The organism is Vibrio sp. EA2 (assembly GCF_033042495.1).
Classification (GTDB): domain Bacteria; phylum Pseudomonadota; class Gammaproteobacteria; order Enterobacterales; family Vibrionaceae; genus Vibrio.
On record NZ_JAWLID010000002.1, the window covers coordinates 565496 to 590726 of the forward strand.

Below are 25231 nucleotides of genomic sequence, written 5' to 3' on the forward strand. Positions count from 1 at the left end.
TTAAGTGATGGATCCGCAGTAAAACCGTTCAAACTCAAAAAAGAATAAACATTGATTATGGCAACGCGCAATCGCTCACGCTTTTCTCTCTCACTGATTCAGACAATCAGTGCAACATTTTTAACTATCATTGCTCTTGTTATAGCTCTTTCTGCTTCAAGTTTCAAAGGAATGGAGCATACTGGAGAACAATTTGAAGAGTTGTCTCAAAAAGCACTACCGATGGCAATGGCCAACGCTAAGTTAACCAGGAATGTGCTCGAAATTGTTAAATTGCTTAACTATGGAATGCAAGTAACAGAAGCGAAAGAACTCCCTATCGTTGAAGCCCAAATAGAAGCATTAGCCACTCAAACTGAAGGGTTAGTAGAAAAAACCTCTGGTGTGGCAGAATCGCTTTCGAATGAACTAAAAACCAACGCCGAAAGCTTACATAAGATCACCCAATCGATACTGTTAAAACAGTCGGCCGTGCTCCGAATTCAGTCGGATATAGATTCTGCTGTCGGTGGATTCCGTTATGGCCTTAGCTCTATTGGCCCGGAAATGAACCGAATCAGCTCCTTTCTGAGCACTGACAATCCACAATCAAGTGATGCTGCAAATCGGTTTATCGCTTCAGCGAGCTCGATGGAGAGCACCTTTTTAATGATGCTCATGCAGTCTGATCTTACTAAAGCGGAAGCAGAATTTCGTGAAATGAGAAATCGAATTGCAGGGATTAACCTCGCATACTCAGATTTTCAAGCACTGCACCCTGAAGTCAGTGACTATGCCAGTCTAACCGCGCCTTATGACATGGTAAAAGCAGGCTTTACTGACAAAGGTATTCTGCCATTGATTCTCGCCAAACTTGCGCAAAGCGAACAGCAAAGAGCGGAATTTAAGCACGCTTCCGAGCTCGCTGACGAGACGATGCTATTGCTTGACCAGGTTTCACTTGCCGCTTCTGATTTGATTGATGAGAGAGAAAACGTGGTTAATACGACGATAGAAACCGTTAGCTTAATGGTGATTATCGCCGCAGTGGTTATCTCAATCATTATTTTTGCATCCTTGATTGGTCTAAGGAGCTGGACGAATCGTGGACTACAGTCGGTCCTTAGCCGATTATCTGCCCTGACAGAACATGATTTTCGAGAGAAAGCCGATGAGGTGGGACCTGAGGAACTGAAAGAGGTGGCGCGTAAATTGAATCTGGTCATTGATTCCACGTATGACTCCATCTCTACGGTGACGAGAAATTGTGAGACGCTTTATCAAACGGCGGAAATCAGCCATACCGCTGCAGAACAGACTAATGAGGGCCTTAGCAGACAAAATGAAGCCTTGGTGAGTATGGTCACGACCATCACACAGTTAGAAGCGTCCATTCGTGAGATAGCAACGGTAACCAACGCTTCATCTGAGGATGCGCTCCTGGCGACAACGCATACAAAAAAAGGCTTGGAGGTCGTTGAACAAAACCGCGAAAGGTTAGAATTGCTAGACACGTCACTTAATATCAATGAGCAGTCTATGCTGGAGCTTGATCAACAAGTTAAACAGATTCGAGAGATGGTCGATATGATCAGCGGTATAGCTGATAACACCAACTTATTGGCGTTAAATGCAGCGATAGAAGCGGCGCGGGCAGGTGAGCAAGGTCGCGGTTTCGCAGTGGTAGCAGATGAAGTGCGCAAATTAGCCAGCGACACGTCTCAACAAACGACCAATATCCGGGAAATGATGAATGAGTTGATAACGGCTGCTGAACATTCTCGACAAGCGGTAAGCGATTCAAGAGAAGAGATGGCGCATGCATTACAATCTAGCGATGGCGTCAAGTTAGCATTTTCCGATATTAACGATGCCGTTCGGCTTATCCAAGAACGCGTCGAACAGATCTCTGTTGCGACTGAAGAGCAGGAAAGAGCAACAGCGGATGTATCGCTATCGATCACACAAATATCGGAACAAGGTGAGCAAACCAAACAACAGCTTGAATCTATGGTTGAAAATTCGGAACAAGTCGCAGAAATTGCAGGCCACCAACAAGCGATGCTGCACAAATATGAGCTTTAGAACTTAGTCAAGCTCGTGACAAGCCAAGGCAGATTATCGCCTGTCTTGGCTATTCATCTTACGTGAACCAAACCAAACCACACTGCTTAGTCAGTTATCTCTAAGTTATTTGGCAATACATACCCTCGTAACCGTGCGAAGTTGAAAACAAGTAACTATCCTTGCAGTAGCAGCATGTTCGTAACTGAATACATTTCCAATTACTTGCTCAAGCATTAGGGCATGGTCGGTCCCAAAAATTGCCACAAAATTATAAATTGTTCGATTAGTTCTATATGCTCTTCGCTATTCACTAAAATAAGGAAACGATGATGGATAAATTCGTAGTGTTTCTCTTATGCCTTTTTTTGACCGTTGGCGGTGTTGTCCACATTTATGACAATATTGTCGATGGTCTGTTACCTTATGATTTTGCGCCGCGTTGGTTAAATATCTACTGGAGTTTACTGGGCATTTTTGACTTATTAGCGGTATACCTGCTTATTCGACACCGTCGGGCAGGGTTAGTATTAATGCTGATAATTTTACTAACCAATGTGATATTCAACTCCCATGCCCATTACTCACTGGAAATTTTAGACAACAGCACCGCCTTACAGATGAAGACGCTGTTTTTGGGCTTTTCTATCGGTGTTTCAATCTGGTTGTGGAGTGTGCGACAGAATCGACAGTCACGCCAGATTTTCCGCTAGTGATACGGTCGAATGGCTAGAAAAATTGGTCAAGGTACAAGGAAGTTTGAGTCGGCCAGAACAACGATTATTTTTTCGCTTTAACACGGTAGCGAAATGGCTGAGAGAGCAAATAGTCCAATCTTTGCTCTCGTTCATCTCTAATATCGGGCAATCCAATCACGACGTGATCGTGCCCAAGTTCTGGCTGAGCGCGATACGTCTTAAACATTCGATCCCAAACCGACAAAAAGAAACCAAAATTAGAGTGTGTTTCCTTCGGAATAACGGAGTGATGAACTCTATGCATGTCCGGGGTAACAATGATTTTCCGTAACCAAGCATCCGCGGGCAACGCAAGCTTCGCATTACTGTGATTAAACATGGCACTCGCATTCAGAATGATCTCAAAAACAACAATGGCAATTGGAGAGACACCGAGTGTAAACACCGCTCCGATTTTAATTCCCATAGATAGTAAAATCTCAATCGGATGAAAGCGTGTACCCGTTGTGACATCGATATCTAAGTCAGCATGATGCATACGATGAAGCTGCCATAGTACAGGGATACGGTGGAATATAACGTGCTGAACATAAATGACAAAATCGAGCAGTATGACTGAGAGCAGTACGTTTAACCAAAGAGGAAACGACGGTAAATTAAATACCCCCCAGTGGTTTTCGGTCGCGATGAGGGCTGCCTGAAATGCAGCGATAGGCATGACCACAGCAACAATAGTACTGTTTAGAGCGACGAGAGTAAGGTTATTGATCCATCGAAAAGAGCGGGACACGGTTAATTTTTTTCTGGGAAAGGTGTTCTCCCACAAAGCACAGAGCACCAACACGCCAACAAAACAACTGAGTCTTATCCATGATGGATCGTTAAATGCAGTTTCTGTCACAGATGTTTCCTCTCGTTATTGTCACCGCCTGAACAGACCGTTCTTATTATGAGTTTCTTACGGTATTGATACCTTACCTTGAGGCTTGACTGTTATGCCAGTAGAATCGCGCTCTACTTTTTATTTGGCATCGCTACCCATGAGAATTCACGCTTTTCACCGTTTGTATCAGCACCGTCAGTCTATCTCGACAAAATCATTTAACGCGCGAGGCTGCAAAGTCATCCGCTGCCAATATTGCCAGGTTTCAAAACAGCACTGCTTGTGTGAACTACAGCCAAGTATTCAATCCAACCTCGCTTGCATGTTAATTGTATCGGAAAACGAAGTGTTTAAGCCAAGCAATACAGGCCGACTGATTGCCGACACCATTGAGGAAACCTATGTATACCAGTGGAATCGCACAGAACCCTCAGAGGAAATGCTGGATCTATTAAAAAGTGATGACTATCAACCGGTGATCGTATTCCCGGCAGATTATGTCGATGACCCTAAGCGACTAGTGGACAGCCTTAACCCTGAGTTATTACGAAAATCTGAAAACAGCAGCAAGAAATGGCTTTTGATTTTTATTGATGGCAGTTGGCGTGAAGCGAGGAAGATTTTCCGCCGTTCTGACTACCTACAATCGCTGCCGGTGTTGTCGATCCAACCGGAAACACTCTCAGAGTACATAATGCGACGCTCTGAAAACGAACAGCATCTTTCTACGGCAGAAGTTGCCACGCTCGTACTTAAACAGGCGGGTGAGCATAGGGCCTCGGAGTGCCTTCAATTATGGTTCGAAGCGTTCAGAGAAACCTATATGTTGACCAAAACGCGGGTCAAAACGGATCCCAATCGACCACACCTGAAACGATTCAGGGAGTGGACAAAAACTGAGAACTGACTCTAAGGAATGAATTTTTGTTGATCGCTTGTTGTTCAACTGGTTTGAGTGAGGGGATAAACCTGAATTTGGTCACGGTTTGTAGGCGTATAGATGTGGATAATGCCAAAAGTTTATCTTTTGACTCCAGTAAATTTTGGGAGTCGTTTTAGCATTTTTAGGAGAGAATTGCATGTATTATGGCTTTGATGTCGGTGGTACAAAGATTGAGTTTGGTGCATTTAACGAAAAGCTTGAGCGTGTAGCAACGGAGCGTGTACCAACACCAACGGATAATTATGAACTGTTGGTCGACACGATCGCTGAACTTATTAATAAGTACGACGCTGAATTTAGCTGTGAAGGCACCATTGGCCTTGGTCTTCCGGGAATGGAAGATGCTGATGATGCAACTGTGTTAACAGTGAACGTACCAGCGGCAAAAGGTAAACCACTACGTGCAGATCTTGAAGCGAAAGTTGGTCGCTCAGTGAAGATCGAAAACGACGCAAACTGTTTCGCGCTTTCAGAGGCATGGGATGAAGATCTGCAAGGTGAGCCTTCTGTACTTGGCTTAATCTTAGGTACGGGTTTTGGTGGCGGCTTTATTTACGATGGTCAAGTATTCTCCGGTCGTAACCACGTTGCGGGTGAGGTTGGTCATATGCGTCTTCCTCTCGATGCATGGTTCCATCTGGGTGACAATGCGCCACTGCTTGGTTGTGGTTGCGGTAAAAAAGGTTGTCTGGATAGCTATCTATCAGGCCGAGGTTTTGAACTCATTTACGCGCATTACTTCGGTGAACAGAAAAAAGCAATAGACATCATCAAAGCGTATGGCGAAGGTGAAGAAAAAGCAGTAGAGCACGTTGAGCGCTTCATGGAACTCCTTGCAATCTGCTTTGGCAACATCTTTACTGCAACGGATCCACATGTTGTCGTTTTAGGCGGTGGTCTATCTAACTTCGACTTGATTTACGAAGAGATGCCAAAACGTATCCCTAAATACCTGCTGTCTGTGGCGAAATGTCCAAAGATCATCAAAGCCAAACATGGAGACTCAGGCGGTGTTCGCGGCGCAGCGTTCCTAAACATCAAGTAAGCTCCTGAACATCAGTAGATACAAAAAAGCTCGCGTTTAATCGCGAGCTTTTGCTTTTTTCTACTTGGTGCAATTTACTTATTCTTTTTCCCGACACCCAAATTTTCTTTTTGAGCCAGAGTAATTTTACTAAAGCCAAGTTTTTTAAAGTGGTTATCACGGTAGTTGCGAACCGCTTTGGTATCAGAAACCGCTTCGATTTGCTGTTCCATCTTTAGGTATTCAGAAATATCAATACCTTCTGCTTCAGCAACGGCTTCCTGAATATTGCGATGTTGCTGGTAAGAGAACGTCAGTTCTTTGTCTTCGTTCTTGTATGTGTAAAGAATGGTGCGAGCCATAGTCATCTCTCGAATTGTTTGTTAGTGCTTTTAGTGAAACTGAATTTTACCCTCTACAGGGATGAGTGAGGCTGAGCGTCAAGCTTCAATCCGACTTCAAACTTCACTAAAAACGAAAGGCCAGCATAGCTGACCTTTATTAAATCGTTGCTAGTAACCTATTGGGGCTAGATTCTGCCTTGAAGAGGGATGATTGTCACGCTTTCTCCCACTTTAACTGTGTCAATAGCAGGGGATATTTCGATTAAACAATTCGCTTCACTCATAGAACGCAAAATACCAGAGCCCTGTTTCCCCGTTGTGCGAACGGTGAGTCGGCCAGTTTCATCGAGCTGATAAAACCCTCGGCTGAACTCAGTTCGCCCCTGACGTGAGCGTAAGTTTTCTGTTGCAACCGCGTTGACTTTTAACGGTTGCCAGCCTTGCTCACCTTGCATTTTTCGAATTGCTGGCTCAACGAAGTTGATGAACGAGACCATCACGGCAACCGGATTTCCCGGCAAGCCAAAAAACGGTTTGTTGTTGATCTGACCAAAAGCAAGTGGGCGACCAGGGCGCATGTTGATACGCCAGAAGTCAATTTGACCCAACTTGTCCAAGGCTAACTTAATGTAGTCCGCATCACCAACAGACACGCCACCAGACGTCATCACCATATCCGCTTGTTGAGAGGCTTGCTCCAATGCTTCGATCATCTGTTGTTCGTTGTCTTCCAGAATACCGAAATCGAGAATGTCACAACCAAGTTGTTCAAGCATTCCAATAATAGTAAAGCGGTTTGAGTCGAAGATTGAGTTAGGTTTCTGCTCTGTCCCTGGCGCCTGTACTTCGTCACCTGTAGAGAATACCGCGACTTTCAATTTTCGGAATACATTCGCTTGTCCAAAACCAAGAGAGGCGATCATTCCCATTTCTGGAGAGGAAAGGCGAGTTCCAGCCTGAAAAACGTTACTGCCAATTTCAAGATCTTCACCAGCTTGACGAACGTTCTGACCCGCTTTGATACTTGCTGTATTAAACGTTACCTTGTCACCACCCTGCGCAGCTTGCTCACGCATTACAACAGTACCAGCATTAATTGGGGTAGGCGCACCAGTCATGATTTTAACCGCTTGTCCAAGCTCTAATGGCTTATCATAAGCATAGCCTGCGAGCACTTCAGCCATCACTTGATAACTCTCTCGTTCAAGATCGTCACTGCGAATAGCGTAACCGTCCATTGCCGAGTTTGTGTATTGAGGCACATTAACCGGAGAAACAATGTCATCGGCTAATACTCGTCCGTAACTGCGCTCCACCTTGCAGGCTTCCAGGTCAGTCAGAGGATGAACTAATGACAGGATTTTCTCCTGACCTTGTTCTACAGAAAGATAGGCTGGGGATAACGTGTCACAACATGCGGCTTCTTTCTCTTTCGATTTCGGTTGTTTTGTTGCATTAGCATATTGAAGAACAAACTCTGCGATAGCATCGAGATCGTTGATGTTCAATTGTGGTAATTCGGAGTCCAGTTCACCGCTATCGGAAGCAATCGCGATGATGTTTTCGTCATGAGGATAAAGCCACGGTTTACCAACTTCTTCACGGTGAAGTTCGATTTTTGGGAAGGCGATGTTTTTACAACCTTCAACCAGAACAACATCTAACTTGTCTTCATCAAAACGAGTCAACAGGTATTCGAACTCTGCCTCAGCATCCGGAGTTTCTGTCATCAAAGCAAAACGATTGCGAGATGCGATCAACATTTGTGAAGCACCAGCCTTGCGTAAACGATAGCTGTCTTTACCTGGCTTATCGACGTCAAAGTTGTGGTGCGCGTGTTTCAACATGCCAATACGTAAACCAGCTTCGGTCAGTTTTGGTAACAGTGCTTCTAGCAACGTAGTTTTACCAGTACCTGAGTAAGCGGCAAAACCAAGAATAGGGATGTTTAGCGTGTGTTTCATGATTCTAATTGTCCAAATTGCGCCAATTCTTCTGGAGTGTTTAAGTTGACGAAACAGTTTGGTGAGTCACTGAAATCAACGTAACGGGTGTGACACTCTTTATAAAGCAAAATGATCTTTCGATCGCCACGCTCTAAAAACGCGGTCAATTTTGGCAGTACGCGCTTATGGTACATCGTGAAAACTGGTTGTTGGTGATCACCATCATGAGCGACCAAAATATCCGTATCGTCTTCGACTGCCTGACAAAAGCGCTCAACTAAGTCGGTATTAATCTGCGGGCTGTCACAGGGAACAAATCCAACCCAGTCGGTTTCGGCGTGCACCAATCCAGCATGAATACCGCCCATCGGCCCAGGGTAATCTTTGAATTGATCACTAAAGACAAAGCCAAACTGACTGTACGCCTGTTGATTTCGGTTTGCATTGATCAAAATGCTTGGAGTTTGTGGCGATAAACGTTCAATGACGTGTTTGATGAGTGGTTTCTGATTAAGCTCTATCAGACCTTTATCTTTTCCACCCATACGGCTAGCTTGACCACCAGCTAAAATGACCCAACTAGTTTGTGTTGGTTGAAGCATATGCGTTCTCTTGGGAGTTTTCTTTTGGTATGACATACAACAGTGGAGACTCTATCAAAGTCTTGTTTTTAATCCACCACTGTTTTTTACATAAATCGGTTAGCGCGTTGGTTTGATGGCTCGTGATCACGATACTAGAGCCACGATCTAAAAGATCTTTGGCCATTACGACTAATCGCTCGATCGATTCGGCGTCTAGTGAAGCACTTGGCTCATCCATCAATAAAATCGACGGCTTTAAGATCCATGCTCTCGCCATGGCAACACGCTGCTTTTCGCCACCTGACAATACAGAGATATGTTCATCGGCTAAGGTTTCCAAACCTACCATGCGTAGCGCGTTGATAACTTGCGCTCGCTTATCTTTTGCGTTGTCCTGCTGATATTTCACGCCATAAACTACGTTTTCGTAAACGCTGCCGTCAAATAGGTAAGGAGATTGATGGAGATAAATAACATCGACACGACCATTTCGACGGGTCAGCTTCTTCAGCCAGGTATCTTTTGGTGCGTCTACGGTACCGGTTGATGCTTTTAACAGGCCGGCCAGAATTTTAAGTAATGTTGTTTTTCCGACACCATTATCGCCTTTCAGATAAATTGCATCGTTTGGTCCAATCGTTAACTCGGGAATGTGAAAGAGCACACGCTCTTTAAAGCGCATGGACAATTGCTCGGCGGTAATTTTTATAGTCATAATACGCCTCTACATAGAATTGAAAACGAGTCGATCATTAGCTTCATGTTCTAAGGTAGCCTTTGCCTCTCATACTCGATAAGAAGAAATTTAGGGCCAATGCTAAAGATAGTAATACAATTCCCAATGCAACACCTTGCGCAAAAGCACCTTTACTGCTTTCCATAGCGATTGCTGTTGGGATATTACGTGTTACGCCCATAATGTTACCGCCCACCATCATTGAGCAGCCTACTTCTGTCACGATACGAGAGAAGCCTGCGATGACCGCTGCGAGCAACGGAAAGCGCGTTTCCCAAATCATCGTTGCTGCAACACGAGGAAGGGATACACCTAAGGTGAGCGACGTTTCTATCATGCGGCGATCGCTTGATTGCAATGCTCCGTGCATCATTGAGACTAATACCGGAAAACAGATCAGCATTTGACCGAATATCATCGCTTTCTGCGTAAACAGCATTTGCCAGCCACCCCAAGGGCCAGCTCGCGACAAAAGCATGTAGAGCAATAAGCCGATAACAACGGTTGGTACTGCTTGAAGCGTATTGACGATCGACAGCAAAAACCACTTCCCACGAAAATCGGTGTAGGCAAGCACAAAGGACATCAGAATTGCCGGCAACACCACTAGAGAGATTGCCGTTATAGAAACACTAAAGGAGACCGCAACGATCTCCCAAAGCTCTGCGTCGAAATTCACCAGCAGCTGGAGTGCTTCTAGTGTTGTTTCAGCAAGATTCATAGTACGTTATTGACTGTCCGCGTTCGCGACAAACAGCTGTTTACCGTTGAGGCGGAAGCTGTTAATCAATTCCTGCCCATGTTGGTTAACCAACCAATCACTGAATACTTGAGCGCCTTTATGATTGATGGTTGGGTAACGTTCAGGGTTAACTAAGATCACCTGGTAAGGGTTAAACAGCATTTGATCACCCTGGAACAAGATTTCCAGATCCAATTTGTTTTGGTATGCCAACCAAGTACCACGGTCTGTCATTGTGTAGCCTTGCATCTCTGACGCCATGTTGAGAGTAGGGCCCATGCCTTGACCTACGCTGCGGTAGCCACCAAAGTTTGGTTCAATTTTGGTTTGTGCCCAAAAGCCCATCTCTTTCTTGTGTGTTCCTGAGTCATCGCCACGAGAAATAAAGGTTGCGTCTTTGCTTGCGATTTCTTTAAACACATCAAGAACGCTTTCATCATCTTTGATTTCAGCTGGATCGGCCTTTGGACCAACAATCACAAAATCGTTGTACATGAGCTTACGAGGCTGGATACCGTATCCTTTCTCTACGAATAGGCCTTCCGCTTTAGGAGCATGTGTCATCACCAAATCTACATCGCCATTTTCACCCATTTTAAGTGCCTTGCCGGTACCAGCAGCAATAATGTCGACTTTGTAGCCGGTGTCTTTTTCAAATTCTGGAAGCAGGTAATCCAGTAGTCCTGAATGGTAAGTACTGGTAGTAGTGGCTAGACGAATGTGTTCGCCATCTTGAGCGGAAAAAGCAGAGTAACTTACTAGTGTGATTGACGTTGCTGCCAAGGTTAGCGCAATTTTTTTCATTTTATTTGTTTCCTTTCCAACGATGTTTCGGTTTCTTTTACGTTTAACGTGTGAGAAGTTCCTGAACGATCTTGATTGCTCAAATCACAAGCCTTCCTTGAGTGGCAGACTCTAAGAGCCCAACATATTGGCGACTTGGATACCCCTTATAGCAAACAAGATGCCAACAATATTCAACCTAAAATTGTGCGATTTATGCGCCATTTCATAGACTTGTTTGCATAAATTCTTCTATTGGTACAAAATGTCCCAATTATTGCGCAGGGTAATTCTGTAGCGTTGGTACACTCTGTCCCACCTGAAAACAACTGGGGTAAATATGTCCTCTCAATCCCATATTAGTACAAAGCAACAATACAATGCCTTTTCAGTACTGGTCGTCGATGACGAGTTAGGTATGCAAGCCATTTTGAAAAAAGCGTTGGGGAAACTCTTTTCCCAGGTTGATACGGCTGGCTGCATTGAGGAAGCAGAGCAACTAAGAAGCTCACGCCATTATGATCTGATTTTGCTCGACATAAATCTGCCCGGCCGTTCAGGGATTGAGTGGGAAGAAGCTTTTACCGATGAAGATAAAAGAGCCGATGTGATCTTCATGACAGGTTATGCCGACCTTGAAACCGCAATTCGTGCCCTTCAGCTTGGTGCTTCAGACTTTATCCTCAAACCGTTTAATCTCGATCAAATGCTCAAAGCAGTAGTCCGCTGTATGGATCGTCGACTGAACGAGCGTATGCAATATGCGATGAAACGGGATTATCAACGTTACAATAGCTCGGAAATCATAGGTGGCTCAGAGAAAACCCGTCAGCTTAAGTTACTTATTACTCAGTTTGCACCATCTCGTGCATCAGTATTAATTGAAGGGGAGTCGGGGACGGGGAAAGAACTGGTTGCCCGTGGAATTCATCAGGCCAGCGGGAGAAGTGGTCCATTTGTTCCCGTTAATTGCGCAGCGATAGCACCAGAGCTATTAGAAAGTGAGCTATTTGGTCATACTTCCGGTGCGTTCACCGGGGCTAAGAAATCACGTGAAGGTTTATTTCGAGTGGCCAACGGCGGAACCCTTTTTCTTGATGAAATCGGTGAAATGCCATTATCGATGCAAGCGTCACTTTTACGTGTGTTAGAGCAGCGTACAATCCGACCGGTTGGCTCAGAGAAAGAAATTAGCATTGATGTTCGTGTCGTCGCCGCGACGAACCGAAACCTTCAGGAAGAAGTGAATCAGGGCAATTTCCGTAGCGACTTGTATTACCGCCTTAACGTTCTGAAGATTGAAGTCTGTCCACTTCGAGAACGTAAAAGTGATCTCTTCGAGCTCGTCCCTTTTTTCAGCAATATGTTAACTCGCGAGTTAGGCATGCCCGCACCCAAGTGGGCTCATGAAGATATGGAAGCGATGAACGAATACGATTGGCCAGGTAATATCCGTGAGCTAAAAAACTTGATTGAGCGCTGTATCTTACTTGGAAAGCCTCCCGCGCATCATTGGCGTGAAATAAATGGTGCTCACACTTTGCCGAATGTTTCGATGACCGTCTCACATACAGCTGAACTTCCGACACTAAAGGAAAGTAATGAATTTTTAGGCGACGGTTACCCTAATACCTGGACTTTAAAAGAAGTAGAAAAAGCCCACATTCAACAGATTGTCACTCTGCATGATGGTAACAAATCGGCAGCCGCACGTGATTTAGGTGTCGCGCGTAAGACGTTAGAACGTAAGTACAAGGAATGGGATGCAGAGGATGAGGAATATGCCAACTAAATGGCAGCAGCACAAAGGATTGTCGAAATGGACGCACCGGTTTAAAACCATGGTGCGTTACCGGCTGTTAATTCTGACATCCGCCCCGATCTTCATGACGCTGTTCGCGTTGATTGCCATCACTATTTATTGGTCTATTCAATACACGTGGCAGAATACGCTGTTGGATGTCTCAGAACGTTTAGGTGTCGCAGAAAACAGTGTCGAGCTATTGCAACAAAAGCAAGCCAACTATGTTTCGGCGTTCGCAGATTCTTATGATTTTCACAACCGTATCAATCAGAATATGCCCGTGGAAGAGCTCCAAGCCTGGGTCTCTGCACAAAAGCATCGTTACGGGTTAGATTTTCTCTCTTTCCACTACGTGAATTCGATAGAAAACAAGTTCCGCTTTCTCGATTTGACCAAACGGGAGTCGTTCTTTGATGTATTGAATAAAGAAGAGCTGCAACAACTTTCCCCGGAATTGGCTAAACGGGCAGAAGTACCGATTCAGAACCAGGAACATGAAACAGAAACCCGCGGATTAGTAAGCCGTACGGTCATTCCAGTTTATAGTCGCGCTAACGATTTAATCGGCTTCCTAGACGGCGGTTTACTCCTCAACAATAGCACCGTGTTAGTCGATCAGATCCGTGACCTGATTTATCCCAATGTGAATGACCGATTACGCCCTGTAGGTACCCTGACACTGTTTCTGTCAGATTTACGTGTGAGCACCAACGTGCCGCTCGATAGCGATCATCGCCTTGGCAGAGCGATTGGCACCACAGTGAGTAACGAAGTATCTGAGCAAGTGCTAACCAAAGGGGAAATGTGGGTAGGCAGGGCGTACGTTTATGACGCTTGGTATATCACCGCTTACCAGCCCATTAAAGACCAGTATGACAACGTGATCGGCATGCTATATACCGGGTATTTAATGTGGCCATTTGTCAAAGCGTATATGACCAACATCGCGGAAGTCAGCCTCATAACGCTGATGCTACTTCTGGTATCCGGAGTGATGGTGTATAGAGGTTCGCGCGATTTATTCCGACCAATAGAACGCATTCACAAGGTGGTAAAACTGGTTCAACTGGGCAAAGAAAAGCGTATTGGCCCTTTAGGACTGGATGGTGATCATGAGCTGGCACAACTGGCGAAGCAATTCGATAACATGCTGGATGCGCTGCAGGAACGTAAAGTAGAGCTGAAGAATGCCGCTGCGCAACTTGAGTGTAAAGTTCATGAACGTACCGCGAGTCTGCGAGAGAAAACCCAAGAGCTAGAATTGCACATTCAGCTACTGAATCAAACCAGAGATAAACTCGTCGTTCATGAAAAGCTCTCTGCCCTTGGGGAACTGACTGCAGGAATAGCCCATGAAATCAATAACCCAACCGCAGTGATACTTGGCAATATCGAGTTGATTCAGTTTGAACTTGGTGAGGACGCGAATCGGGTTCAGGAAGAAATTGACGCTATACACGCGCAAATTGATCGCATCAGAAATATCACGCGCAGTTTGTTGCAATACAGCCGACAGGGTGGCGTACAAGATGAGATAACCTGGCAGCATGTCAACCCGATCATCGATGAGAGTATTACCTTGGTTAAAACGGGCACGAAGAAACGTGATGTTGAATTTGTTACCGACCTTAAGGCTCATACTTCAGTCGAGATTAATCGCCATCATTTACTACAGATATTGGTTAACTTGCAGATGAATGCGATACACGCCATGAATGGCAAAGGTAAGTTGGTCGTCACCAGCGATGACTGGATGGAAGGTGACGAGATCAGAGGTGCTGTTATCCACGTTGCTGACGAAGGCTGTGGAATCAAACCAGAAAACGTGAGTCGCATATTCTCACCGTTCTACACAACCAAACGTGATGGCACCGGGTTGGGGCTGTCGGTCTCTCAAAGTATTCTGAGCCAAACGGGTGGTGAACTAAAAGTAGAATCCGAGTGGGGCAAAGGCAGTGTGTTCAGTATTTACTTGCCCAAGAAAGCCGAGTTAATGCTGGAGGTCACTAACATCGCTTAACCTGGCCTGGAGAGTTACTGTGATATGCATAAAACAAAGGCTTTATGAATAATTAATAAAAACAAAACTTGCAGAGTGTAGCCTTAACAAGTACCGTTGGCCGGTTTTTATAAATACACTCCAATTGCTAAGGTAAAGGTTTTGATCTCCACAGCGAATATTACTCAACAATTCGGCGCTAAGCCGCTATTCGAAAACATCTCAGTTAAGTTCGGCGAAGGTAACCGCTACGGCTTAATTGGCGCTAACGGTTGTGGTAAATCAACCTTTATGAAAATCCTCAGCGGTGAGCTTGAGCAAACCAGTGGTAACGTAAGCTACGACCCGAACGAGCGTGTTGCAAAGCTAAACCAGGATCAGTTTGCGTACGAAGAGTTCACGGTTATCGATACGGTAATCATGGGCCACAAAGAGCTATGGGAAGTTAAGAAAGAGCGTGACCGCATTTACTCACAGGCAGAAATGAGTGAAGAAGACGGCATGAAAGTGGCGGACCTTGAAGTGCAGTTTGCTGAAATGGACGGTTACATGGCAGAAGCAAAGGCGGGTGAGCTACTTCTTGCTGTAGGTATCCCAATGGAGCAGCACTTTGGTTTGATGAGCGAAGTCGCTCCAGGCTGGAAACTGCGTGTGCTTCTTGCGCAAGTTCTGTTTGCAGACCCAGATATCATGCTACTTGACGAACCAACCAACAACCTGGATATCGATACAATCCGTTGGCTGGAAGATACGCTTAACGCACGTAACTGCACCATGATCATCATCTCGCACGACCGTCACTTCCTAAACTCAGTATGTACCCACATGGCTGACTTGGATTACGGTGAACTTCGTATTTACCCTGGTAACTACGACGAGTACATGACGGCAGCATCTCAGGCTCGTGAACGTCTATTAGCGGACAACGCGAAGAAGAAAGCACAAATTGCTGAACTTCAGACGTTTGTAGCGCGTTTCTCAGCGAACGCATCAAAGGCAAAACAGGCAACATCACGTGCGAAACAGATTGATAAGATCAAACTGGACGAAGTAAAAGCATCAAGCCGTCAAAACCCGTTCATTCGTTTCGAACAGTCGAAAGAGCTTTTCCGTAATGCACTTGAAGTCGAAAACCTAAGCCAGGGCTTTGACAATGACCTGTTTACTAACTTCAATGCCATTTTTGAAGTGGGCGAGCGCGTCGCTATTATCGGTGAGAACGGTGTTGGTAAAACCACGCTGTTAAACACATTGGCTGGCGTTCTTGAACCGCGCGACGGTTTCTACAAATGGTCTGAAAACTCAAACATTGGTTACTACGCACAAGACCATGCTCATGACTTTGAGCAAGATATGAACCTAACCGATTGGATGGGTCAGTGGCGTCAGGAAGGCGATGACGAACAAGTTGTACGTAGCTTTCTGGGGCGCATGCTGTTTGGCCAGGATGACATCAAGAAGTCGGTAAAAGTGCTATCAGGTGGTGAGCAAGGCCGTATGTTGCTTGGTAAGATCATGATGCACAAACCAAACATGCTGCTAATGGATGAGCCAACCAACCACATGGATATGGAATCCATCGAATCACTGAACACAGCTCTTGAGCAGTACAAAGGTACTTTGTTCTTCGTGTCTCACGACCGTGTATTTGTTGACTCCCTGGCAACCCGCATTCTTGAAATTCGTGACGGAAAAATCACTGACTTCAAAGGCACTTACTCTGAGTTCCTTAAATCGCGCGGCATTGATGGTTAATACCACTCCTTAAGACGCGATCTAGTAAAATGAAAAGACCTCATAACGAGGTCTTTTTTACGTTTGGATGTTTAATCCTTAAACTGACCGGTTAGGTATGCATATATCCCAACAACACCGAATGTAATTATCATCGAAACCATAATACCACTAGGCGTAAGTAAAAAGTTCCAAAGCTGGTCATTGTCCATAGTTCACATCCTTTGTGAATAAACGGTATTAACGATACTGATCACAGCGAGTAGGCAGTACATACTGGGTAATCCGAGCTTGGTAAAATGCCCGAGCACTTAATGACTGCGATCAGTATAAGTTTACACCAATCTTTGCGTTTACGAATTATTCGTTATTACTGCCTTTTACATCAAACGCGACTTTTTCAGCCCCAGTGAATACCTGGAAACGCAATCCTTTCGCACGCGCGATGGTGGTAATGCCGTATTGTCTGGCGAGATCCAGCCCCATCTGAGTCACACCAGAGCGAGAAAGAAGAACTGGAATACCCATTTGTGCTACCTTTATCACCATCTCCGATGTCAGACGCCCTGTCGTATAAAATATTTTGTCATCGCCAGCTTCCTGATTTAACCACATCTCTCCGGCAAGGGTATCCACCGCGTTGTGACGGCCAACATCCTCCACAAACGACAAGACTTGGTTACCTTTACAAATGGCACACCCGTGAACCGCTCCTGCTTTTCGGTACGTATCATTGTAGTGTGTGAGAGCTTCTAAGGTCGCATAGATTTCTGATTGTTTAAGCGGTACTTGCGGAACCTGATAGTTCTCCAACTGCTTCATCACATTGCCGTACATGGTGCCTTGACCACAACCGGAGGTGACGGTTTTCTTTTTCAGTGCGCCTTCTAAATGCTCGATGTTTTCTTTCGTTATCACGGCTGCTGAATGCGTTTCCCAATCAATAATGACGGACTCTATCGCTTCAGGGTCAGATAAGAAGCTTTGATTCTTTAAGTAGCCTAACACTAGGGCATCTGGACGAGAGCCAATCGTCATCAACGTCACGATTTCTTTCCAGTTCAACATGACGGTAAGAGGTCGTTCGCAGGCGATCTGTTTCGTCAGCTTTTCACCATATTCGTCGTACACATCGACTTCGATAGTCTGCAGGGGATTTTCACTGGTTTTAATAATATTTGGTTTTACCACAGTCTTTTCCTGTTCAGTGAAGGAGCTACATGCTCAAAAAAGTTGTTCTGTTTGTTACGAGTTCAAATAGCAAATCTCATTCCAACATAGCGCTTAAGCCAGAAAATGCGAGTGATTGTCTCGGCTTAATATAAAAATTGAGAGTTCGCAGGAATGACACAGGCAAGCCATTGAGTTTCGACTAATTTAATACTTATATCTATACCTTATCTGAGTATTACAACGGTTTATTTGGCGCGTTTATTGCTTTGTAAACCTAAAATGGTTTGAAAGCATGGGTCAGAATGTCCTCTTCGCCAATCAAACCAAAGGAAGCAAGTTGGGTGAGTTATGTCGGACAATAATAAAGACTTAGAATACAGATACGAGAAGACTGAAGATTCTTGGCCTATCGGCGTAGAATTGGTTGAGCATGAAATTATCACAGGCGCATGGGTAACAACCCAGTGGCAATTAACCGGATTTCACCTAACGCCTACAGAGGAAACCTCTGATATTTGCCTGTTACAACTGCATAGAGATGAGCGTACTGATTACCGATTTAACCTAAGCTCGCAAACCCCGAAACTCTTTCTCGTTATGGATAACCTTGACTCTAATGAGAAGCCAGCAATACAACTAATCACCGCCTCTCAAGCCGTCGCGGCACGCTATATGGATGGAGATAATCTCGTCTTATCTAATGACATGCCATTACCTGTGCAAGCTTGGATGGAAGCCTTTATTGGGCGCCACGGTGAGATGCTAGAGGTGAAAGGTAAGAAACGCAAAGGAGCGGGTAGAGCAAATGGCAACTAGTCGTGATTTTTTAAGCCGTTGGTCAAAACGGAAGTTAGAAGAATCTCAAAATACTCAACAAGACGCCAACCTAAGTGATGAGACAGATACCGAAATCGTAGAAAGTCTTTCAGCTGAAGAGGCTTTTGAAAGCGACGTATCTGAACAGATTACGACGACAGAGGAAAGCGAAACAACTGCGGACGCTCAAGAGCAAAAGCCGGAAGAGATGTCGATTGCCAATCTATTGGTTTCAGAGGCGTCAGAAAGCGTAAAAAAAGCCGCTTTGCGTAAACTGTTTCTATCAGAAGAGTTCAATGTCCGTGATGGGTTAGACGATTATGATGACGATTACAGTAATTTGAAGTCGCTTTCAGAAGGTGTCGCAGAGACACTACGAGACTGGGTTAAAGACAAAACGGAAGATGACCTATCTACAGAAGACGATGAGTTAGCCACTGTTCAAGCTGACGCTTCCGATGTTAATGAATCCGAGCAAGACATAACCGAACCTTCTGAAAATACCGCAGAACTGTATAAAAACACAGTGCCTGAAGAAAGTGAGAATAAAACGACAGATCCAACATCAGAACAAGTAGGACAAAATATGCCACACACAAAATAGGTACATTTTGACTAAATACTCAACGAGCCGGGTGGGACATATTGTCTCATCCGGCTTTTTTGTTAGGAAAATTCCATTAAAATCAAGATAAATTATTGAATATAAATAGAATAAAACCTGGCATGGCGTTTGCTATCAGGTTGTTATTACCAATCTTCATGTAAATTTATCGCTTGTCTGCGTTTTGTTATGGGCCGTGATACTCCAGACAAAGCAGCTTATTTATAAGTTAATCAGCAGAATCGAGCGCGCTAACTACAATGAAAGATGGAAGATGATCCATGTTGAACAATGGAAACGAGCAATGTTGAAACAACTATTAGAACAAACGACTTCCAGTAACGGTAAAGCAAGGCTGTACGCTTTTGATAATACCATCGAGTTAACAAACCTGATCCCGCCAACGGTAAGCTACGAAAGTGGTGGTAATACGTTAATCGTTGGCCCGACAGCAATCATTGAAAGTGCGGCGTCACAGCTGTCACAAATGACTAGCCTTACCTTGCTTTCTACCGACGGGGAAAAGGGAACGCATCGAGAGCTTTACTATGCAAATGCCGTTCAGGTTTCTGGCTTCCTGGGGACCTTTGAAGTCCTTATCGAAAATAACGGCTCGACAAACAATCTCGCTAAAGTAGCAATTAATACCGATTGTTTTGATGTCGTTCTCGATCTTTGCCTGAACAGCTGCATGCCTGAAGAAGTCCCTGCGCCGGGTTATTACCCAGTGGGCCGTGGTTATCCAAAACTGGCCGAAGCACTGGAAGAGATCCCAACGTTAATGGGGACGTTCGATAAACCGAAATTTTTCCGCTTAGACACTGACCTATGTGCACACAGCTCGCGAGGCGTAAAAGGGTGTGAACGTTGTGTTGATGCCTGTCCAGCAGGGGCATTGTCCAGTGAAGGCAGTCCGAAAACAGGACATCGTATCGAGATCAATCCTTATCTCTGTCAGGGTGTGGGAACTTGTGCGACGGCTTGTCCTACTGAAGCCATTCACTATGCGCTACCAAATCCGGAAGATACACAAAAATTCATCGAGCGCACGTTAGCCAATTATGAGAAAGCAGGTGGCGTTAATCCTATTGTGCTTATTTGTAGCTCGCGCCATGAAACTTATAACGTGATGGCTTTAAAAGTGCTGCCAGATAACGTCATTCCTATTGTGGTAGAAGAGCTGCCATCTGTTGGTATCGATACTTGGTTTGCGGCACTGGTGAACGGCGCGACTCAGGTTCTGTTTGCCGCCTCGCGTTTTATGCCTCCAACGATTCTGCGTGTACTCAATAGTGAAGTCGGTATTGCACAAGAGCTTCTCGATCAACTTGGCATTGCAAAAGAAACCATCGACATCCTTTATTTGGAATCACTTCGAGAGGGCGCGCCAACGCTGTGTACTGACGCCTTCGACTTAGCTGTGGGAGAGCTGCAAGGGAATAAACGTCAGCGTCTGTTTACTGCCCTGGATGCGCTATCTGCATCGCGTATCCCTGTCGAAAATGTTGTCGACTTACCGGGCAATGCGCCTTATGGCTCCGTTTCCTGTGAAAGTAAAGACTGCACCCTGTGCATGAGTTGTGTCGCCGTGTGTCCAACCCGTGCACTGCATACTGATGGTCATTCGCCATCACTTAAATTTGTTGAACAAGACTGTGTTCAATGTGGCCTATGTGAGAAAGCGTGTCCTGAAAATGTGCTTACGCTGACACCTCGTATGAACTGGGTAAAAGAAGAGCGTCAGAAAGCTGTGGTGATTCACGAAGAAAAAGCGGCAGAGTGTCTTCGTTGTCATAAGCCTTTCGCCCCACAATCCATGATCGACATGCTGCAAAACAAGTTGCGTGGACATTCTCATTTTACTGATGAAACCGCGATTAACCGTATCGCGATGTGTGAAGACTGCCGTGTGGCCGACATGTTCGAGTCGATGGCCTCTGACCCATTGAAACAACTGAAGTATTAGGAGCTCACAGTGGAAAAACAGCAAGAACAAACACTGAGAACAGAAATTTATCTGATCTTATCGGCGCTCTTTCGCAATGCTCCAACGGAAGAAATGCTTGAGTTTCTTAAATCTCTGCAAGTGGAACCTTCAGCGAGCGCAATGCAACAAGCATGGACTGGGCTTCAGCTAGCGGCAGAACGTGCCGAAAGAGAAACGCTTGAAGATGAATATCAAGATCTCTTTATCGGTATTGGACGTGGTGAAGTGGTTCCGTTCGCTTCATGGCACCTCACAGGGTCAATGATGGAAAAACCACTGGCCGATATTCGTCACGATTTAGAACTGTTAGGTATTGAGCGTGCCGAGAACGTGAAAGAGCCCGAAGATCATATCTCAGCCCTTTGTGAAGTGATGGCCATGCTAACAGACGAAGAAGAAGGGCTACAGCAAGCCGTGTTTAACAAACACATCGCTCCTTGGTTCAAGGCGTTTACTCATCAATTAGAAAATGCAGAAAGCGCGGATTTTTACCAGCCAGCAGCTCAGCTTTGCGACGCGTTTTTAACCCTGGAGCAGGTGCGATTTAGCGAGAATACTAAGAGCACTAAAGCCAAATTAAAAATTGATGTGAAAAACGTCACTGATTACGAGTAATCGAGCAGTACATAGCATATTGATAGAGAGGCATGATCCTCCAAAGATCTACCGGAAGGTAAGGAAGCAATGATGAAAGATAATAAAGAAATAAACTCAAGCCGCAGGGAGCTATTGAAAGGCTTCACAACCGCTGCCGTTGCTGGTGCCGTCGTCGCAGGAACCACGAAAGTGGCAAACGCGTCGGAAACGGTTGAGTCTTCTGATAAAGACGTGAAGAAGAAAGGGTACCGTGAAACTCAACACATTCGTGATTACTACGACACACTTTAGGAGGTAAGAGATGAAACTTGTCAAACGCTCCGACAGTGTGAGCAAAGAAACCAATCAACTTGGCATTTCTCGCCGAGTGTTTATGAAGAACACCTCGATTGCTGCTGGTGGTGCCGTGGTTGGCGCAGGCCTGTTCGCGCCGGGTATGATGAAAAAAGCACAAGCGAAAACCGTCGATCCAGAAGCAAAAACCGAAGTGAAGCGTACGATCTGTTCTCATTGTTCGGTCGGCTGTGGTATTTACGCTGAAGTTCAAAATGGGGTTTGGACCGGTCAGGAGCCAGCGTTCGATCACCCATTTAATGCTGGTGGACACTGCGCGAAAGGGGCAGCTCTGCGCGAACACGGCCACGGTGAACGCCGCCTCAAATACCCAATGAAGCTTGAAAATGGCAAATGGAAAAAGCTGTCATGGGACGAAGCCATTGAAGAAATCGGCAATAAGGTACTGGATATCCGTGAAGAGTCCGGTCCTGATTCTGTCTACTTCTTAGGCAGTGCGAAACACAGTAACGAACAGGCGTACCTGTTCCGCAAAATGGCATCACTTTGGGGTACCAATAACGTTGATCACCAAGCGCGTATCTGTCACTCAACCACGGTAGCGGGTGTAGCAAATACTTGGGGCTACGGTGCAATGACAAACTCTTTCAATGACATGCATAACTGCAAATCTATGCTGTTCATTGGCTCTAACCCTGCAGAAGCACACCCAGTTGCGATGCAACATATCCTGATCGCTAAAGAGAAAAACAACTGTAAGATCGTGGTTGCGGATCCTCGTCGTACGCGTACTGCAGCCAAATCCGATCATTTTGTGTCTCTTCGTCCGGGTTCTGATGTCGCTTTCATTTGGGGTGTATTGTGGCACGTGTTTGAAAACCAATGGGAAGATAAAGAATTTATCCGTCAGCGTGTATTTGGTATGGATGAAATCCGTGCTGAAGTCGCAAAATGGACGCCAGCAGAAGTTGAACGCGTATCAGGAGTAAGTGAAGAAGACGTTTACCAGACCGCAAAACTGCTTGCAGAAAACCGCCCGGGCTGCGTTGTATGGTGTATGGGTGGTACTCAACATACCACGGGTAATAACAACACTCGCGCATACTGTGTACTTGAACTAGCGCTCGGTAACATCGGTAAATCTGGCGGTGGTGCCAACATTTTTCGTGGTCACGATAACGTACAGGGTGCAACCGACCTTGGTGTTCTTGCTGATACCTTGCCAGGCTACTACGGCCTTTCTGAAGGCTCTTGGCGTCACTGGTCAAAAGTTTGGGATGTCGATTACGAGTGGATCCAATCACGTTTTGATGACAACGAGTACGGTGGCCAAAAACCAATGCACAGCGCTGGTATTCCTGTATCACGTTGGATCGACGGTGTGTTAGAAAATAAAGACAACATTCGTCAGCGTGAAAACATTCGTGCCATGTTCTATTGGGGACACGCCGTCAACTCTCAAACACGTGGTGTTGAGATGAAAAAAGCGATGCAGAAACTGGATATGATGGTCATCGTTGATCCATACCCAACGGTAGCGGCGGTAATGAACGATCGCACAGATGGTGTTTACCTGCTTCCAGCTACGACCCAATTCGAAACTTACGGCAGTGTTACAGCTTCTAACCGCTCTTTACAGTGGCGCGATCAGGTAGTCGAACCTTTGTTTGATTCCAAACCAGACCACGAGATCATGTATCTGCTGTCGAAAAAGCTTGGCTATGACGATCTGTTGTTCAAAAACATTCGTGTGGAAAACAACCAACCTCTGATTGAAGATCTGACCCGTGAATTCAACAAGGGTATGTGGACCATCGGTTACACAGGACAAAGCCCAGAGCGTTTAAAAGCGCACCAACAAAACTGGCACACCTTCCACAAAACCACGCTTGAAGCTGAGGGCGGACCAATTAATGGTGACACGTATGGTCTTCCTTGGCCATGTTGGGGCACGCCAGAGATGGGGCACCCGGGCACGCACATTCTGTATGATACTTCTAAGACCGTTGCCGAAGGGGGTGGTAACTTCCGGACGCGTTTCGGTGTGGAATTTGAAGGTAAAAACCTGCTCGCTGAAGACAGCTACTCGAAAGGCAGTGAGATCAAAGATGGTTATCCGGAATTTACCGACAAGTTGCTAAAACAACTAGGATGGTGGGATGACCTGACAGCCGAAGAGAAGGTAGCAGCGGAAGGTAAAAACTGGAAAACCGACCTGTCTGGCGGTATTCAGCGTGTTGCTATTGCTCACGGTTGTATCCCATTTGGTAACGCAAAAGCACGTGCGATTGTTTGGACATTCCCAGACCGTGTGCCACTGCACCGTGAACCACTTTACACACCAAGACGTGACCTTGTAACGGATTATCCAACCTGGGAAGACAAAGACGCGATTTTCCGTGTGCCGACGTTATACAAATCGATTCAGGACCAAGACAAATCTGGTGAGTACCCAATTGTTCTGACATCAGGTCGCTTAGTTGAATACGAAGGGGGTGGTGATGAAACCCGTTCAAACCCTTGGTTGGCAGAGCTGCAACAAGAGATGTTCGTAGAAGTAAACCCGAGAGACGCGAACGATCTTGGCTTTAAAGATGGCGACGATGTTTGGGTTGAAGGTGCGGAGAAAGGCCGAATCAAGGTCAAAGCGATGGTCACTCGTCGTGTGAAACCGGGGCTGGCGTTCATTCCGTTCCACTTTGGTGGTGAATTTGAAGGTGAAGATCTACGCCCGAAATATCCTGAAGGCACACAACCGTATGTCAGCGGTGAGTCTGCCAACACGGCAACGACTTACGGTTATGACCCGGTTACCTTAATGCAGGAAACCAAAGTAACCCTATGTAACATTCGTAAAGCGTAAGGAGTCTGACAATGGCACGAATGAAATTCCTATGTGACACCAAACGCTGTATCGAGTGTAACGGTTGTGTTACTGCATGTAAGAACGAAAACGACGATGCGCTTGAGTGGGGCATACAGCGTCGCCGAGTCGTGACACTAAATGATGGTGAAGCGGGCGAAAACTCAATCTCTGTTGCTTGTATGCACTGTACTGACGCACCATGTATGGCGGTGTGTCCTGCAGACTGTCTTGAGTACACTGAAGACGGCATCGTACTTCACAACAAAGATCTGTGTATCGGTTGTGGTTACTGTCTGTTTGCGTGTCCTTTTGGTGCGCCCCAGTTCCCTAAACAAGAAGCGTTTGGTGAGCGTGGCAAAATGGACAAGTGTACCTTCTGTGCTGGCGGTCCTGAGACGGAACCTGGTTCGGTTGAAGAGCGTCAGAAGTATGGTGCAAACCGTATTGCAGAAGGCAAGCTGCCGATGTGTGCGTCATTATGTTCAACAAAAGCATTGTTGGCTGGTGATGCAGAGAAAGTCTCTGATATTTTCCGTCAGCGAGTGGTAGAGCGCGGCGCTAAGAATGCAGGTTGGACAGACGGAAATGATCTTTCTTACGACGCAACCAAAAGCTAAGTAAGGAGAGACAC

The 25231-nt window shown here is 45.6% G+C and carries 22 protein-coding genes; 14 read left to right on the forward strand and 8 right to left on the reverse strand.

Annotated features, from left to right (window positions below; genetic code table 11):
* The first annotated feature begins 57 nt into the window (after window positions 1–57).
* Complete coding sequence (locus RXX31_RS06845; protein WP_317588324.1) at window positions 58–2064, forward strand: methyl-accepting chemotaxis protein; 2007 nt, start codon at window positions 58–60, stop codon at window positions 2062–2064.
* Between the two features lie 311 nt (window positions 2065–2375).
* Window positions 2376–2756, forward strand: a complete 381-nt coding sequence (locus RXX31_RS06850) for a hypothetical protein (protein ID WP_317588325.1) — start codon at window positions 2376–2378, stop codon at window positions 2754–2756.
* A 67-nt stretch (window positions 2757–2823) separates the two neighbouring features.
* Here RXX31_RS06850 and RXX31_RS06855 read toward each other — a convergent pair whose 3' ends face one another.
* Entirely contained in the window at window positions 2824–3642 is an 819-nt protein-coding gene (locus tag RXX31_RS06855) for a sterol desaturase family protein (protein ID WP_317588326.1), read from the reverse strand.
* Window positions 3643–3781: 139 nt separating this feature from the next.
* On the opposite strand from RXX31_RS06855, the gene RXX31_RS06860 reads away from it, so the two are divergent.
* Entirely contained in the window at window positions 3782–4531 is a 750-nt protein-coding gene (locus RXX31_RS06860) for a tRNA-uridine aminocarboxypropyltransferase (RefSeq protein ID WP_317588601.1), read from the forward strand.
* A gap of 172 nt (window positions 4532–4703) precedes the next feature.
* The gene (gene nagK, locus RXX31_RS06865) at window positions 4704–5612 is read left to right on the forward strand and encodes an N-acetylglucosamine kinase (RefSeq protein WP_317588327.1); all 909 of its coding nucleotides are present in this window, start codon (window positions 4704–4706) and stop codon (window positions 5610–5612) included.
* A gap of 74 nt (window positions 5613–5686) precedes the next feature.
* On the opposite strand, the gene RXX31_RS06870 is transcribed toward nagK, so the two are convergent.
* The 6 genes from RXX31_RS06870 to RXX31_RS06895 form a co-directional block, all read right to left on the reverse strand.
* Window positions 5687–5953, reverse strand: a complete 267-nt coding sequence (locus tag RXX31_RS06870) for a DUF2960 domain-containing protein (RefSeq protein ID WP_317588328.1) — start codon at window positions 5951–5953, stop codon at window positions 5687–5689.
* A gap of 167 nt (window positions 5954–6120) precedes the next feature.
* Window positions 6121–7899 carry a bifunctional molybdopterin-guanine dinucleotide biosynthesis adaptor protein MobB/molybdopterin molybdotransferase MoeA gene (locus tag RXX31_RS06875; RefSeq protein WP_317588329.1) on the reverse strand — a complete coding sequence of 593 codons (1779 nt, stop codon included), beginning with the start codon at window positions 7897–7899 and terminating at the stop codon, window positions 6121–6123.
* The gene (gene mobA, locus RXX31_RS06880; RefSeq protein ID WP_317588330.1) at window positions 7896–8483 is read right to left on the reverse strand and encodes a molybdenum cofactor guanylyltransferase MobA; all 588 of its coding nucleotides are present in this window, start codon (window positions 8481–8483) and stop codon (window positions 7896–7898) included. Before mobA ends, RXX31_RS06875 begins: the two co-directional genes overlap by 4 nt.
* On the reverse strand, window positions 8461–9180 hold the full coding sequence (locus RXX31_RS06885; RefSeq protein ID WP_317588331.1) for an energy-coupling factor ABC transporter ATP-binding protein: 720 nt from the start codon (window positions 9178–9180) through the stop codon (window positions 8461–8463). The genes mobA and RXX31_RS06885 overlap by 23 nt, the downstream gene beginning before the upstream one ends.
* 43 nt (window positions 9181–9223) lie before the next feature.
* A complete protein-coding gene (locus tag RXX31_RS06890; protein ID WP_317588332.1) occupies window positions 9224–9922 on the reverse strand; it encodes an ABC transporter permease in 699 nt (232 codons plus the stop codon).
* 6 nt (window positions 9923–9928) lie between these two features.
* Entirely contained in the window at window positions 9929–10747 is an 819-nt protein-coding gene (locus RXX31_RS06895) for a substrate-binding domain-containing protein (RefSeq protein ID WP_317588333.1), read from the reverse strand.
* Window positions 10748–11066: 319 nt separating this feature from the next.
* On the opposite strand from RXX31_RS06895, the gene RXX31_RS06900 reads away from it, so the two are divergent.
* The 3 genes from RXX31_RS06900 (at window position 11067) to RXX31_RS06910 (ending at window position 16284) form a co-directional block, all read left to right on the forward strand.
* Window positions 11067–12518 (forward strand): sigma-54 dependent transcriptional regulator, encoded by a 1452-nt coding sequence (locus tag RXX31_RS06900; RefSeq protein WP_317588334.1) that lies wholly within the window; start codon window positions 11067–11069, stop codon window positions 12516–12518.
* Window positions 12508–14550: a cache domain-containing protein gene (locus RXX31_RS06905; RefSeq protein ID WP_317588335.1), complete on the forward strand. Its 2043-nt coding sequence runs from the start codon at window positions 12508–12510 to the stop codon at window positions 14548–14550. The genes RXX31_RS06900 and RXX31_RS06905 overlap by 11 nt, the downstream gene beginning before the upstream one ends.
* Before the next feature lie 141 nt (window positions 14551–14691).
* Window positions 14692–16284 carry an ABC-F family ATPase gene (locus RXX31_RS06910; protein ID WP_317588336.1) on the forward strand — a complete coding sequence of 531 codons (1593 nt, stop codon included), beginning with the start codon at window positions 14692–14694 and terminating at the stop codon, window positions 16282–16284.
* A gap of 339 nt (window positions 16285–16623) precedes the next feature.
* Here RXX31_RS06910 and RXX31_RS06915 read toward each other — a convergent pair whose 3' ends face one another.
* Entirely contained in the window at window positions 16624–17454 is an 831-nt protein-coding gene (locus RXX31_RS06915) for a formate dehydrogenase accessory sulfurtransferase FdhD (protein ID WP_317588337.1), read from the reverse strand.
* Window positions 17455–17784: 330 nt separating this feature from the next.
* On the opposite strand from RXX31_RS06915, the gene RXX31_RS06920 reads away from it, so the two are divergent.
* The 7 genes from RXX31_RS06920 (at window position 17785) to fdh3B (ending at window position 25217) form a co-directional block, all read left to right on the forward strand.
* Window positions 17785–18252 (forward strand): DUF3305 domain-containing protein, encoded by a 468-nt coding sequence (locus RXX31_RS06920; RefSeq protein WP_317588338.1) that lies wholly within the window; start codon window positions 17785–17787, stop codon window positions 18250–18252.
* A complete protein-coding gene (locus RXX31_RS06925) occupies window positions 18242–18856 on the forward strand; it encodes a DUF3306 domain-containing protein (protein WP_317588339.1) in 615 nt (204 codons plus the stop codon). Before RXX31_RS06920 ends, RXX31_RS06925 begins: the two co-directional genes overlap by 11 nt.
* Window positions 18857–19160: 304 nt before the next feature.
* Window positions 19161–20822: a 4Fe-4S dicluster domain-containing protein gene (locus RXX31_RS06930; protein WP_317588340.1), complete on the forward strand. Its 1662-nt coding sequence runs from the start codon at window positions 19161–19163 to the stop codon at window positions 20820–20822.
* Window positions 20823–20831: 9 nt separating this feature from the next.
* On the forward strand, window positions 20832–21458 hold the full coding sequence (locus tag RXX31_RS06935; RefSeq protein ID WP_317588341.1) for a molecular chaperone: 627 nt from the start codon (window positions 20832–20834) through the stop codon (window positions 21456–21458).
* 72 nt (window positions 21459–21530) lie between these two features.
* Window positions 21531–21731, forward strand: coding sequence for a transcriptional initiation protein Tat (locus RXX31_RS06940; protein ID WP_317588342.1), 201 nt, complete (start codon window positions 21531–21533; stop codon window positions 21729–21731).
* 10 nt (window positions 21732–21741) lie between these two features.
* On the forward strand, window positions 21742–24597 hold the full coding sequence (locus RXX31_RS06945) for a formate dehydrogenase subunit alpha (protein WP_317588343.1): 2856 nt from the start codon (window positions 21742–21744) through the stop codon (window positions 24595–24597).
* A gap of 11 nt (window positions 24598–24608) precedes the next feature.
* Entirely contained in the window at window positions 24609–25217 is a 609-nt protein-coding gene (fdh3B, locus tag RXX31_RS06950) for a formate dehydrogenase FDH3 subunit beta (protein ID WP_317588344.1), read from the forward strand.
* Window positions 25218–25231: the final 14 nt, after the last annotated feature.